This window comes from Streptomyces sp. NBC_01224, from assembly GCF_036002945.1.
Taxonomy (GTDB): Bacteria; Actinomycetota; Actinomycetes; order Streptomycetales; family Streptomycetaceae; genus Streptomyces.
Genome location: NZ_CP108529.1, coordinates 8,795,689 through 8,808,345 on the forward strand (window position 1 = coordinate 8,795,689; position 12,657 = coordinate 8,808,345).

General features: G+C 68.0%; 15 protein-coding genes and 3 pseudogenes. 11 read left to right on the forward strand and 7 right to left on the reverse strand.

The features are described 5' to 3' along the window. Window positions 1–3: 3 nt before the first annotated feature. On the reverse strand, window positions 4–210 hold the full coding sequence (locus tag OG609_RS39860) for a DUF5988 family protein (protein ID WP_327277275.1): 207 nt from the start codon (window positions 208–210) through the stop codon (window positions 4–6). Between the two features lie 787 nt (window positions 211–997). Here OG609_RS39860 and OG609_RS39865 point away from each other — a divergent pair. Continuing rightward, a complete protein-coding gene (locus tag OG609_RS39865) occupies window positions 998–1,234 on the forward strand; it encodes a hypothetical protein (protein ID WP_327277276.1) in 237 nt (78 codons plus the stop codon). 111 nt (window positions 1,235–1,345) lie between these two features. On the opposite strand, the pseudogene OG609_RS46490 reads toward OG609_RS39865, so the two are convergent. Further along, window positions 1,346–1,576, reverse strand: a pseudogene (locus OG609_RS46490) (alpha-lytic protease prodomain-containing protein); the annotation flags it as partial. A 220-nt stretch (window positions 1,577–1,796) separates the two neighbouring features. Here OG609_RS46490 and OG609_RS39870 point away from each other — a divergent pair. Beyond that, the gene (locus OG609_RS39870) at window positions 1,797–2,009 is read left to right on the forward strand and encodes a hypothetical protein (RefSeq protein ID WP_327277277.1); all 213 of its coding nucleotides are present in this window, start codon (window positions 1,797–1,799) and stop codon (window positions 2,007–2,009) included. Between the two features lie 41 nt (window positions 2,010–2,050). Here OG609_RS39870 and OG609_RS39875 read toward each other — a convergent pair whose 3' ends face one another. Continuing rightward, entirely contained in the window at window positions 2,051–2,446 is a 396-nt protein-coding gene (locus OG609_RS39875; RefSeq protein WP_327277278.1) for a VOC family protein, read from the reverse strand. A gap of 181 nt (window positions 2,447–2,627) precedes the next feature. Here OG609_RS39875 and OG609_RS46495 point away from each other — a divergent pair. From OG609_RS46495 to OG609_RS39890, 3 genes and pseudogenes are all read left to right on the forward strand, one after another. Continuing rightward, window positions 2,628–2,829, forward strand: a pseudogene (locus tag OG609_RS46495) (IS5/IS1182 family transposase); the annotation flags it as partial. A 372-nt stretch (window positions 2,830–3,201) separates the two neighbouring features. Continuing rightward, window positions 3,202–3,879, forward strand: a complete 678-nt coding sequence (locus OG609_RS39885; protein WP_327277279.1) for a TNT domain-containing protein — start codon at window positions 3,202–3,204, stop codon at window positions 3,877–3,879. 7 nt (window positions 3,880–3,886) lie between these two features. Further along, window positions 3,887–4,120, forward strand: coding sequence for a hypothetical protein (locus tag OG609_RS39890; protein WP_327277280.1), 234 nt, complete (start codon window positions 3,887–3,889; stop codon window positions 4,118–4,120). Window positions 4,121–4,591: 471 nt separating this feature from the next. Here OG609_RS39890 and OG609_RS39895 read toward each other — a convergent pair whose 3' ends face one another. After that, entirely contained in the window at window positions 4,592–5,107 is a 516-nt protein-coding gene (locus tag OG609_RS39895) for a MarR family winged helix-turn-helix transcriptional regulator (RefSeq protein WP_327277281.1), read from the reverse strand. Window positions 5,108–5,224: 117 nt separating this feature from the next. Here OG609_RS39895 and OG609_RS39900 point away from each other — a divergent pair, with 117 nt between their 5' ends. After that, the gene (locus tag OG609_RS39900) at window positions 5,225–5,638 is read left to right on the forward strand and encodes an organic hydroperoxide resistance protein (protein WP_327277282.1); all 414 of its coding nucleotides are present in this window, start codon (window positions 5,225–5,227) and stop codon (window positions 5,636–5,638) included. 87 nt (window positions 5,639–5,725) lie between these two features. Here the strand turns inward: OG609_RS39900 and OG609_RS39905 are convergent, their stop codons facing one another. Further along, the gene (locus OG609_RS39905) at window positions 5,726–6,598 is read right to left on the reverse strand and encodes an MFS transporter (RefSeq protein WP_442818096.1); all 873 of its coding nucleotides are present in this window, start codon (window positions 6,596–6,598) and stop codon (window positions 5,726–5,728) included. Then, the gene (locus tag OG609_RS39910) at window positions 6,513–6,710 is read right to left on the reverse strand and encodes a hypothetical protein (protein ID WP_327278428.1); all 198 of its coding nucleotides are present in this window, start codon (window positions 6,708–6,710) and stop codon (window positions 6,513–6,515) included. Before OG609_RS39910 ends, OG609_RS39905 begins: the two co-directional genes overlap by 86 nt. A gap of 38 nt (window positions 6,711–6,748) precedes the next feature. On the opposite strand from OG609_RS39910, the pseudogene OG609_RS39915 reads away from it, so the two are divergent. Beyond that, window positions 6,749–7,063 (forward strand): annotated as a pseudogene (locus OG609_RS39915) (zinc ribbon domain-containing protein); the annotation flags it as partial. Between the two features lie 189 nt (window positions 7,064–7,252). Here OG609_RS39915 and OG609_RS39920 read toward each other — a convergent pair. Next, on the reverse strand, window positions 7,253–7,657 hold the full coding sequence (locus tag OG609_RS39920; protein ID WP_023547126.1) for an mRNA interferase PemK: 405 nt from the start codon (window positions 7,655–7,657) through the stop codon (window positions 7,253–7,255). A gap of 166 nt (window positions 7,658–7,823) precedes the next feature. Here OG609_RS39920 and OG609_RS39925 point away from each other — a divergent pair, with 166 nt between their 5' ends. From OG609_RS39925 to OG609_RS39940, 4 genes are all read left to right on the forward strand, one after another. Next, entirely contained in the window at window positions 7,824–9,062 is a 1,239-nt protein-coding gene (locus OG609_RS39925) for an IS701 family transposase (protein WP_327278344.1), read from the forward strand. Between the two features lie 238 nt (window positions 9,063–9,300). Next, on the forward strand, window positions 9,301–9,804 hold the full coding sequence (locus OG609_RS39930) for a hypothetical protein (protein WP_327277283.1): 504 nt from the start codon (window positions 9,301–9,303) through the stop codon (window positions 9,802–9,804). Next, window positions 9,774–11,192, forward strand: coding sequence for a hypothetical protein (locus OG609_RS39935; RefSeq protein ID WP_327277284.1), 1,419 nt, complete (start codon window positions 9,774–9,776; stop codon window positions 11,190–11,192). The genes OG609_RS39930 and OG609_RS39935 overlap by 31 nt, the downstream gene beginning before the upstream one ends. Then, a complete protein-coding gene (locus tag OG609_RS39940) occupies window positions 11,189–12,646 on the forward strand; it encodes a VWA domain-containing protein (protein WP_327277285.1) in 1,458 nt (485 codons plus the stop codon). Before OG609_RS39935 ends, OG609_RS39940 begins: the two co-directional genes overlap by 4 nt. Window positions 12,647–12,657: the final 11 nt, after the last annotated feature.

Consider the following 12,657-nt stretch of genomic DNA (forward strand, 5'->3'; position numbering starts at 1 on the left):
TCCTCACCCTGGCACTTCCGTGCGCTCCCACCATTCGTAGACAGGCAATTGGCCCTCGTCGGTGTCGTGGTGACGTGTCGTCGCCTTGAAGTGCTCGTATCCACCACGGAACGGGATCTTGAGGTCGACTCCAGGCGTAGTGATGGAAACGATCCGCTCCGGGAGATCGTCGGGGCCGCCCTCAAGGACTGCTTTCATCGCGTTGGTCATGGCGAAAGTTTCCCCTGCCGGTGGTCCGGCTTCTCCGTGACGCGCCGAAGTGCTCGCCGCCGGGTGTGCTGCCGGCATCCCAGCAGCACGCCCCTGATTTCGGGCAATCACTCGATGCAGGACCTCTGTCCAAGGAGGCACGGAGACCGACGGACCCAACCCCGTGGAGCTCGCGAAGCTGCGTTACGCGTTCTGTGCCTGTGCTCTCCGGGATCGGATACCCCGCGCCCTGTTAGGCGCTCCCACGCCGCCCCGCTACTGGGCACGGGCGCGGCAGACGAACTCGATCCCGGGTGCTTGGCCAGCCGGGCTACGACGGTGGCCGCCTCGCGGTCGCGCAGCAGGCCGACTGGTCAACCGGTCTTCACGCACGGTCCCGTGGACACGGCCCTTGCGCATTGCGTACTCGACGATGGTCACAGGCCCGCGAGCCTGTGGTTGAAGTTCTGGCACAGCGTTGACCAGCTGCAATACCGTGCTGCGGCCGACGGGGTCGCCGAACACTCGCAGGGCGGGCGGGTGACGCCCGTGCGGATGGAAGTGTGCAAGCCGACCGATTCGTTTCTCGACAACGTCCTCGCGGGCAGGCTCTGGCTTCCGGGACAGGTGACAGGCGAACAGCCAGCGGGTCTTGACGCGCACTGTTGGGCCTGGTTACGGACTGCTGTCGGCGGATCCGCCTTCCGACGAGCAGCCGGCTCGGCCGCCGGGGTGATGTCATGTGGAGTTGCGTTACCTATCCTGCCACCGGGCATACTGCCGACCGTGACGTGGAACGGATCTGCGCATGACCGAAAGTGCGAGCCCTCGTATCTCGATGCCTCGGATCACCGTGCTGAGAGTCCAGCCAGGTGATCCGCCCTTCCGTCTTGTGGAGATCGACGGGGAGGTCGTCAGCGCGGCAACATCGATGACGGACGTGCTCCACGCCGCCTGGGCCGCAGGCATCAGGGTCCATGACCTCGACGACCCGGGCGAGGTCCGGTGGGTGGGCGGCGGCAAGTTCACCTGGAAGCTGCACTAGGCAGTTGCCATGCATCGGGCGGGCAACCGACTGCCGACACGGATTGCCGCACCGCCTCTCCGTGGGCAGCGGCGACCTTCTCGATCCGGGCACCCGATCGGCGGTGGGCGCACCGTCGTACCTATCGACGGTCACCTGGTTACTGCTCGGGTCGACGCGCCACGAGGTGTTGGGAATGCCCACCAGCTGGTCCCATTGGGTGTGGATGGCGTCGAGCGAGGCTGCACTGTAGGTGCCGACCTTCGTCGCCCCACCTGTGTTCCGAACCGATTCCGCGGCGGCCTGGCGCAGAGGTGAAGCGAAGAGTCCACCGCTGACTGAACCAAGGCTTCGCCAGGCCACCCCTCATGGGACTCTCAGTCGGCGATGCGGCGGTAACAGCTCAGGGCGCCGACGATGCCGGCGAACGCAAGGAAGCGCACGGCCTTTCGCTCGAATCCACGATGCCGGCGCCGGAAGCCGTACCGCCAGTACATGGACCGCCCCCATAACCCACACCCACGCCCGGCCCTGCAAACGACAGCCTGCCCCGAGGGGCAAAGGAATGAGCAGAGGAGAATCCGTGCTCGAAGAGACGGGCCAGCAGCTTTGTGGACGCTCGAGGAAGTCCGGCGCTCCGTGCAAGGCTGCGGACTGCACCGTCCGCCACAAGATCGAGCCCGATCCGGTTACAGCGAAGAGCCCGCAGCCCGCACAGCTCGCGCCCGGCGGAATTGAGGAAGCCGTTCGCGCCGGAGGTGTCGTCAACGCCACTGAGGTCTTCTCGGCAACGTGACGGTTGCGGTGTGTGATGGGGTGTGGGTGCCCGCTCGCGGCCTAGTTCTGCGGTGCCAGGGTGCGCAGGACGCAGAACTCGTTGCCCTCGGGGTCTGCCATGACCACCCAGTTTCGGTCTGAGCCTTGGCCCACATCTGTCCTGGTGGCGCCGAGGCCGAGCAATCTGGTCACCTCGTCCTCGGTGCTGCCGTCGATCGGGCTGACGTCGAGGTGAAGCCGGTTCTTCATGGTCTTGCCCTCGGGCACCTGGATGAACAGCAGGGTGGGCGACATCTGGCGGGCCCGAACATCCTCAACGGTCGGCACCCAGGAGCCGATCTCAACCTTGCCCTCGCTCCGGTCGATCACCTTGAAGTCCAGGACCTCGCACCAGAAGGCCGCGAGTCTCTCCGGATCGTGGCAGTCAACGGCCAACTCGGTGAACCTACTTGTCATGACTCTCCCAGATAGTGCGGACGGGGCTCAGAGTATTGGCCCGTGCCGCCCGTCCGACAGGTCCGGGATCTTCCTGACCAGGGACATCAGTCGGGCTTGACCAGACATCAGATACGCGTCGAGCCCCTGGTAGGAACAGGTCTGCGAAGAACGGGTTCCAGGCACCGAGAGGCTTCGCGCGTTGACCGATATCACCTACACCGGCGTGCTCGATGTCGGCACGGCCACCGCCGAGACCCTCGCGAAGCTGCTGGCCGAACACCGCGAACGGCTCGGCACCTGCGGCCGCCCGTGCTCTCGGCCCCTTCAAGCAGGGTGTGTTGGTCCTGTGCTGGTTCCTGGACGGGACCCGGCCGGCCCAGCTCGCCACGGGTGACGGAGTTGAACGCGGTATCCACGGTGTGGCCGGTGTGCCAACGCCCTACGCAAGGTCACCTTCAAGGTCTTGCGCAGGGTCAGCCTCGACCCCGCCGCCATCACCCGCATCGCCCGGGCCGCCCTCGTCCTGTTCCAGCTCGAGCACGGCCGCACCACCTGAACGAAGATTACGAACTGTCACAAGACGTTACCGAGAAGGGTTCACTGACACCGTGCGCATCAGATGTCTCTGCCCGGCATGCCTCGAACAGAGCCAGGCCGGGACGCCGCGCTGCTCCGTGTCCAAAAAACGGCACGGGGTGAACGCTCTGAGTGAGCGAAAGGCTACTCTTTGTCAGCTACTGTAATTGATCAACAGCACCCGAGGGGACTTCTGAATGAACCGCATGCGCAACGTACTTGCCGTGCTTGGCATCACTGCCGGGCTGGTCACGGCCCCTGCCGCGAGCGCCTCAGCGAAGCCGGAGGACCGGACGCCTGCATCCGTAGCCCGGAACGATCCCTGCACAGGTGAGTTCCGCGGCGACGCCCGGCTCGGCCCGAGGTGGCTTCCGAACAGCCGACTGGCCCCGGTGGGCCCGCTTCTGAAGGGGTACAAGCGTACCGGAGCCCTGTCCCCGCAGACCTTTCTGAAGAAGTACTGGGAAGGGCCCGCCGACTCCGGCAGCTGGAAGTACCCGCCCAACGACGGCTTCGGTCAGGTCAACGGCCAGATCGACAAGGAACCGACCAAGCTCCGCTCGGGCCAGCGTCTGGACCGCTTCGGTTCTGAGTACGGCAGTTACCTGGCACCCGCTGGTGACGCGTACGCAGAGCGCGCGCTGCCACCGCAGAACCTCAACACCCGTGAAGCAGGCGTCGCTTGCGACTACCGCGTCTACAAGGTGGCCAAGCCCTTCTGGGTGTGGCAGGGCAGTATCGCCCCGTGGTTCGAGCAGCCGGGGGGCGGTCAGCAGATCAAGCTCGACGCGGTCTTCCTCGACCCGGGCCAGGGGCAGCGGCTGAACGTCAAGTGGCTGCTGGAGCATGACTACCTCAAGTCCGCCGCCGCGTAGCTTCAGCGTGGAACGCCGGGAACTGCGCGCGGTGCTGAGCGAGGCAGGGGTGGCCGACGGCTACTACCGCATCGAGGGCGTTCACGAACCGGTCCCCACCCCCACGGACTTTCTGTTCTTGCGACAGGCGTCCGACGGGGCGTGGGAGACCGGTGTGTACGAACGGGGTACGTACGAGGTCATCGCCCGCCACCCGAGCGAACAGGCCGCCTGTGCGCATTTGCTCCACCTGCTCCTTTAAGGCACCGCTTGTTACCGCTAGTTGTCGTCGGCATTGCCCTTCGGCGAGCTCGAACACTTCCGCGCCTTCGTCGGCGAAGCCGTGGTGTTCAGCTGCTTTCGTCGGCTGGTCGTCTGAACCGGGGCCCGGGGCCCGGGGCCCGGGGCCCGGGGCATGGACAAGGGGACGGCCGTTCGGGGAGTCGTCAGAGTCCGAACGGATGGCTGGAGAGCCAGTCGGCGTGCCGGTCGCGGATCCAGTGCCGACCTTCAGGAAACAGAGAGGAAGACGTCGGCACCACCGTCGTAGGGATGGTGAATGCGCTCCACCCGGGAGCGCCGGTACTGGCAGGGCCGGCGCACTCGCATATCTCGATCACCGCGCACCCCGCCGAGTCCGCTGCCTCGCCTGCAACAGAGCCATCACCCAGGACGCTGCACCACGCTTCCTGCGAAGATCCTCTGCAGAACCGCCCACGCCTGGTGAACGACGCTACTTCTCGGACACTGCGTCGGCGCAGCTCGGGTTCTCCTTCAGTGCTGCCGTGTCCAGGGCTGCCGTGAGTCGGTTGAGGCGGGCTCGCAGGTTGCTGATCTCGTCGAGGCCGAAGCCGGTTGCCGCGGCGATCCGGCGCGGCACGGCCAGCGCCCGTTCGCGCAGTGCCGTGCCCTCGTCCGTGAGGTGGATGTGTACCGACCGCTCGTCCTGGGCGCTGCGCTCGCGCCGTACCAGGCCCGCTGCCTCCAACCGCTTCAGCAGCGGTGACAGCGTGCCGGAGTCGAGCCGAAGGTGCTCTCCCAGCGTCTTCACCGGCAGCTCGCCGTGCTCCCAGAGCGCCAGCATCACCAGGTACTGGGGATAGGTGAGCCCGAGGTCCTTGAGGAGTACGCGGTAGACGCTGCCGAAGGCGCGTGACGCGGCGTTCAAGGAAAAGCAGATCTGCTGGTCGAGGCGGAGGTAGTCGGCCTCGGACGGGGCCTCGCGGCTCGGGCTGGGCATGGAGGTCATGGATCCAGCATAACCCTGCACGCCATTAGATTGTGCACAATTTAATTGTGTGCTTTCCTGGAGCGGAAGCGGCCGGACAGCGCCGCTGAGGCATGACTTTCGAGAGGAATCGCTTTCATGGAAGCGCTTTACACCGCCGTCGCCACCGCTACCCACGGCCGCGAGGGCCGCGCCGTCACCCCCGACGGCAAGCTGGATCTGCAGCTGGCCATCCCGGTGGAGATGGGCGGCAGCGGCCAGGGCACGAACCCGGAGCAGTTGTTCGCCGCCGGTTACGCCGCCTGCTTCGCCAGTGCCCTGGGCCTCGTCGGCCGTCAGGCCAAGATCGACGTCAGTGACGCCGCCGTGACCGGTGAGGTCGGCATCGGCAAGCAGGGTGAGGGTTTCGGTCTCGCGGTCACGCTGCGGGTGGAGCTTCCCGAGACCGTCGACGAGGCCACCGGCCGCAAGCTGGTTGAGCAGGCTCACCAGGTCTGCCCCTACTCCAACGCGACCCGCGGCAACATCCCGATCGAGCTCGTCATCGAGTAGCGCTCCGGGTGGCGATGGGCCGGTGTCCGGGACCAGTCCCACTGGTCCCGGCCGGTCTCGCCGTGCGTCTGCTCCACCGCGAGCTTGTCATGCCTCGTCGCCACCGCCCGGTGATGCTTGATGTGGTTTATGCCCTATTCGACCGTGTGGCGTTCGCGGTCTTGTCGAGGGGCTCCGGCCTCTGTCCGCTGCCAGGGGTCGCATGTTCGGACGGGCCTTTGCAGTCCGTGCCGCCTTCGCCGCGGGCAGCAGCCACTCGCCGAGCAGCACCACGCAGGCCCCGACGGTCAGTAGCCCGCCCACGAGAAAGGCGCCCCGCACGTCGGCGAGCGGCAGGACCAGTCCCCCGATCGCGGCACCGGCCGCGATACCGGCGTTGTAGGCACCGGAGTTGGCCGCGAGTGCGAAATCCGTGCGACCTGGTGCGCAACGCAGCATCTCGTTCTGGGTGGCCATGAACACCGGCCCGAGTGCACCACCCATCAGCACCAAGAACACCACCGCTGCCGCAGGATCGGCGCCGGCCACGTACAGGCCGAGCATGCCCACCGCCTGGGTGGCTATGGCAGTGGTCGGCGTGGCGTGCGGGAAGCGGTCCAGCAGTGCCCCGGGGATGCTCACTCCGGCCAGACAAGCGACACCGAAAGCCATGAACAGGGCGCTGACTGTGTTCTGGGAGAACCCGCTCACTTCGCCCAGGAACTTGACGATGTAGGTATATCCCGCGAACGCGCCGGTGGCGGACAGCGGTTGCCGACCACGTCGCGGAGCCGGTATATGGGCCGGTTGCCTTGCGCGCCTCGACGCGGACGGCCCGGCCAGGTGGGGGTGCGGAGTCGGCGTGTGGCGCAGGAGGCCGTCAGCGAGCTCGCTGTCAGGACGCAGAACGTGGCGATCGTCTGCGCCAGTTGATGCCTGCGATCTCTTCGTCCAGGGCCAGCACCGCCCTGGCCAGGGTATTGACCACCGCCGCGGCCGTGCTCTCGTCGGCCACGGCGGTGTACTGCGCATGCGCTGCAGTGACGGCTGCCTCGGCCATCGCCTGTGTGCCACGGACCTTGCGCTTCTTCAACCAGGTTGCCAGCCGATGCGGCGCAGGCCGACGGGACCCCCGCGCCGAAGCCGGACCGCGACCAGGCAGGTGTGTTCCTGCCCAACGGGGCCGCAGCCCAGGCCGGGCTGAACCGCTCTGTAGCTGACGCCGGTTGGGGGGTGTTCCTGACGATTCTGACGAGCCAGGCTGAGAGTGCCGGCCGGGATGTGATCGCTGTGGACCCCCGCAACACCTCCAGGCGGTGTCCCGAATGCGGGCTCACCGCGAAGGAGAACCGGCCCACCCAGGAGAAGTTCCACTGCGTAGGCTGCGGACATCTGGCGCACGCTGACACGGTGGGAGCCATCAACGTACTACGGGCCGGGCTGGTCCGTCGCGAGGCCACGACATGTGGTGCCGTGTGGTTGCACGTCGACTACGAGCCGCACCTCGAATCCTTCTACTACTCCAGCCGTAGATCGTGATCTCGGTGGTGAGGGGCGCCGAGGCGGCAGGTGGCCAGCGTCGATCATCTCGCCCGAGATCGCCCACGCCGTCGCGGGCGTCGGCTCCTTCTCCGTCTACCCGAGTTCACCGAGACGGAGGGCATCCCTTATCTCGCTGAGCTTCGCGGTCGTGGCCGGGGTCCGCTCCTGCGCTTGTTCAGCGAGTCGGAGGGCGTCGTCAATCTCGCTGAGCTTCACGGAGGACAGGACGGCCGCCCGCTCTATCAGGTCGTCCCGGGACACAGTGGTCAGCCACGTGCACGGGGTGAAGCCTGGACGCGGGAACGCGAGCCGCAGCACGCCTTCGAACGGCAGTCCTTCACCGGCGCCGACCGTCACTTCGATGCCCAGACCGCTGATGTCGACGCCCGCCGGAGCGACGACCTGCATCACCCGGATCCCGGACGTGTCGTCTCCCGACAGCAGTACGACCAACCTCCGCTCGTCGAACTGGACCCACCAGACTTCGCCACGTTGCACAAGTCCTCCAGACACATGACGGCAGGCAGACGCTGCGCGACCCTGACGCGCTGTGGAGACGGGTGCGGCCACCGTTGATCATCGGTGTGTGAAGACTGAAGATCATGCGGTGGCCGCAGGTCACAGCGTAGACCCTGCCCGCTGGCAGGAGGCGTTCGAGGGCCTGATGGCCCGGATCGCGGGCCGGTTCGCACGGGTCGAACCCCGACGTCGGGTCGGGCGGTTGGTGCTCGGGCTGCTGTCGGACCTGCCGCGCAAAAACTGCTGGACCATCGCAGAGTGGGCCGGAGAGAGCACCCCGGACGGCATGCAGCACCTGCTCGGGCGGGCCAAGTGGGACGCCGACCAGGTCCGCGACGACGTGCGGGCCTACGTGGTGGAGCATCTGCGGGACGACCAGGCGGTTCTGGTGGTCGACGAGACCGGCGACGTGAAGAAGGGCACCGACACCGTCGGTGTCCAGCGCCAGTACACCGGCACCGCGGGCAGGATCGAGAACGCGCAGGTCGCCGTCTATCTCGTCTACGCCGGCCGCCGCGGACACGCCGCGGTAGACCGGGAACTGTACGTTCCGCGTTCCTGGACCTCGGACCCCGACCGCTGCCGGGCCGCCGGACTCGGTGACAAGACCGAATTCGCGACCAAACCGCAGCTTGCCGCCCGCATGGTCACCCGATTCCTGGACGCCGGCCACCGGGCCGCCTGGCTCGCGGGAGACGAGGTCTACGGCGGCAACCCGACGCTACGCGCCGCGCTGGAAGAACGCGGCACCGGCTACGTCCTCGCGGTGGCCTGCTCGCACGAAGTCACCACAGGCGCCGGGAAGTTCCGCGCGGACACGCTGGCCAGGAAGGTGCCCAAGAGGGCCTGGCAGAAGCTGTCCGCAGGGAGCGGAGCCAAGGGCCACCGCTTCTACGACTGGGCCGTCATCGACCTCACCGCCCCCCGGCCCGGGAGCCGGCAGTTGCTGATCCGCCGCAACCGCAGCACCGGCGAACTCGCGTACTACCGCTGCTACTCGCCGGCCGCCGCAGTGCCGCTAACCACCCTGGTGCGCGTCGCTGGATCAAGGTGGCGGGTCGAGGAGTTTTTCCAGTCCGGCAAGGGCCTGGCGGCCTTGGACGAGCACCAGGTCCGCCGCTACCCGTCCTGGTCCCGCTGGGTCACCCTGGCCATGCTCGCGCACGCCTTCCTCGCCGTCGTCCGCGCGAACGAACACGACCGCGATCCCGCACCAGACGCCCTCATACCGCTCACCTGCAACGAGATCCAACGGCTGTTCATCACGCTCGTCATCCGGCCCGCCTTTGACCCGGTCCACCGGCTCAGCTGGTCCGACTGGCGACGCTGCCACCAGGCCCGATCCCAGACCAGCCACTACCGGCGGCAAGCCGCTCGAACGTGAAGATCACGATTTACGGCTGGAGTACTACGCACAGTGCGAATTCCGGCCGACTACCGCGGGGCTCATGCGGCTTTGAGCGGAGTTCCGCCGTACGCCCAGCGGTAGGGCTGCCGGCTCCAGGAACGGTGCGTGACGCGGCTGTGCGTCCGCGATCGGCGTTGTCAGTGGTCGCAAGTATGTTCAGTCGTGTCCCGCCGTTGTGGCGCGGAAGTCCTCTTGGTGCATAGGAGATGGTGCGTTGTCGGACTGGGAGAGGTCGAGCACGGCACGGGTGATAGCACCCGCACGGCCGCGCAAGCTCGCCAAGGTTCCGTTCGTCGAGCTGGCCGACGGACGCTTGCAGGGCGTGGTGTCCAGCGGCTCGGACATTGAGCGGGTCTATGTCTCGTCGGTCGCGGCCGGCACTTACGCGTTCGCTTGCAGCACCAACAACAACCGGCCCTGCGGCGGCGCGCGGGGCTCGTTCTGCAATCACATCCGGGCCCTGATCAACGACGCGGTGCTGCAGTACGGCGCCGAGCGCGTCGCCCGCTACCTGAGGGTCGAGCTCGTGGACGGGGAGCCGAGCGCGCAGAGCATCGCCGCCGACATGAGCAACACACGTCCACCGCAGGGGGACACCAAGGCCGCCGCGCCGGTCTTCAGCAGGTTCCTGCGTCACCTGGCCTACCTGGAACTCGCCCCGACCACCGCACCATTGCCGGAGATGCAGTGGTTCCCGCCGACCAGGGCGGTGGCGTGATGCGCGCCGACCTGCTCTGCGAAACCATCGCCGGGCTCGACGAAGCCCTGACAGCCGTAGACGCCTTTGACCGGGCTCTCGCCGCCGGCCTGCTCCGCCCCCAACCGGCCCAGGCCGCCGGCCTGACAGAGCTCGCCCGCGCCGTCGAGGGGACGCCGCTGGCCGCCAGGGTCGCCGAGGCGGCCGAGAAGGCGGCGGACGGAGTCGCGAACGAAGACCACTTCGTCGCCCTCGCCGCTGCCCGTACTGCACTGCTCGGCTCCGTCCACGACGCACTGATGACCCGCGTCGAGGAGGCGACCGGTCGGCCCGGCAGCGAGGAGACCGTCCCGGCGCCCGGCGGGCAGCAAACGGCGAACCTGCTCGCCGCCGCACGCTCCTGGCTGTCGGATCTGGCGCGCTCCGGGTGGCAGGGCATCGACCACGACATGGTCTCCGGGGCGGCGCAAGTCGTCTCCACGATGCTTCCGGACCCGGCACTGCGCCGCCTGGCGACGCTCCTCGACGGCTTCTCCGCCGAACTCGCCGCATGCTGCCCGGGGGCGGCCCTGGAAAGGATCCCGGCATGCCGCTGGGCAGACCTGTGGTCGCGTGCGATGCTGCTGACGCTGCCCGGTGCGGCCGACGTGCCCATGACCGGTACGGCCACCGGCCGCCTGTTGCCCCTCGGCGTCGACCTGCAGGAACACGCGACCGCCGCACAGGCCCAGGTCCACGCGGTGTTCGAGCCCGCGGACGGCGCCGCGCCCCGCCTGGTGCGTGCCGGCGTGTCGGTGCCGAAGCCCGACACGGTCGTCGGAGCCGGCGTCTGGCAGCTGCTCCGCCCCCACATGTCGCTGCTGGCGGCCGTCAGCGAGGGCCGCTCAATGGACCTCGTCGGCATGCCGGTCACCGCCGAGGGCGACCTGGTCTGGAGCGACGAGCACGCACGCCCGAGCGAGCCCGCCGACGCTTTCGCCACTGCCCGCGTTGCCCTGCCCCCTGCCACCGACGCGGCGACCGCACCCCTGGACCGACACCCGGCACGCATCGCCGTACCCGTGTTCCTGGAGGGCTACGCCACCCAGAAGGACGACGACACACTGACGTTCACTGTCGCCGGACACCCTCTCGCTGTCGACACCGACCGCATTCCGACCGCCGGACCGCTCACACCCGACGCAGTCGCGGCGTCCGGTGCGTGCATAGGGCTGCTCCGCTGGGACGCCGGAACGTATCGCGTCCAGCCTCTGGCCGTCGAGACGACCGTGCGGAAGAAGGCTGTCGCGATCCACGCCGGGGGATGGGCCGGGGGCACGACCGACAAGGCCGGCGTCAAGGCCGAGAAGGCCGCCACCGACGCCGTGGCCGTGCTGCGGGAGCGCGCGGGGAGGCTGCTGCGGAAATGACGGAGCACACGACCCAACAACCGGCCGAGCACGCGACCTCACAGAATCCGGAGGCGGACCCCCACGACAACCGCCGTCAGGTCCTGTACTGGCGCCTCCTCGCCCGCCTCTTCGACCACGAGGAGCAGGCCTCGCTGGAATCGGCGAGCCTCGCCGTCGTCGATGACATCGGTCTGCCGTCCGCGCTGCTGGACCCGCAGGCATCCGTCGACTCGATCGTCCAGCGTCACCCGGAGCTGGCTGCCGAGTTCGACGGTCTGATGGCGCCCGAGCCCGACGACGACGGTGCGTGCGACCGGGCCGCCGAAGTGCGACGCGCGGCGCTGGTCTCGAAGGTGCTGCTCAACGTCTTCGCCTCCGGCTCCGGCATGGTCACCGCCGGGCAGTTGGCGCGCTGGCAGTCCGACGCCGGCTGGCTGGAGCGTGCGCTGGGCTGCAAGCCCGGCGAGCTGCGTGGCGGCCGCACCGGCGGTGGGGCCGGGGGAGGCGTCGCAGGACCGGGCGTCGGCCCGACCGGCACCGGTGGCCTGGGCGCGACGCCCGATCTCGGCCGGCTGATTCCTGCGATAGGCCCGGAACTCGGCGCCATCGAGGCCGACCTCGTCAAGCGGATGCGCCTGCGCGAGGTGCTGGCCAATCCCAAGCTCGCCGCGCAGCTGACCCCGAGCATGTCACTGATCGAACAGCTGCTGCGGGACAAGAACAACCTCTCGGGTGTGGCCCTGGCCAACGCCAAGGCCCTGATCCGCCGTTTCGTCGACGAGGTCGCCGAGGTGCTGCGCACCCAGGTGGAAAAAGCCACGGCAGGTGCCCTGGACCGCTCCGTCCCGCCCAAGCGGGTGTTCCGCAACCTCGACCTCGACCGCACGATCTGGAAGAACCTCACCAACTGGAGCCCGAAGGAGGAGCGACTTTACGTCGACCGCCTCTACTACCGGCACACCGCCCGCAAGACGACGCCCCAGCGGCTGATCGTTGTCGTGGACCAGTCGGGCTCGATGGTCGACTCGATGGTGAACTGCACCATCCTGGCGTCGATCTTCGCCGGGCTGCCGAAGGTGGACGTCCACCTGATCGCGTACGACACGCGTGCCATCGACCTGACGCCCTGGGTGAACGACCCGTTCGAGGCCCTGCTACGCACCAACCTCGGCGGCGGCAACGACGGTCCCGTCGCGATGGCCATGGCCCGTCCGAAGATCACCGACCCCAAAGACACCGTGATGGTGTGGATCTCCGACTTCTACGAGTTCGACCGTTCCCAGCCGCTGTTCGAGGGCATCGAGGCCGTCCACCGCTCCGGAGTGAAGTTCATCCCCGTCGGTTCGGTCACCAGCTCCGGCCGCCAGGAGGTCAACCCCTGGTTCCGTGAACGCTTCAAGGCCCTCGGTACGCCGGTGCTCTCCGGCCACATTCGCAAGCTCGTCCACGAACTCAAGACGTTTCTCGCTTAGAAAGGCCCTGT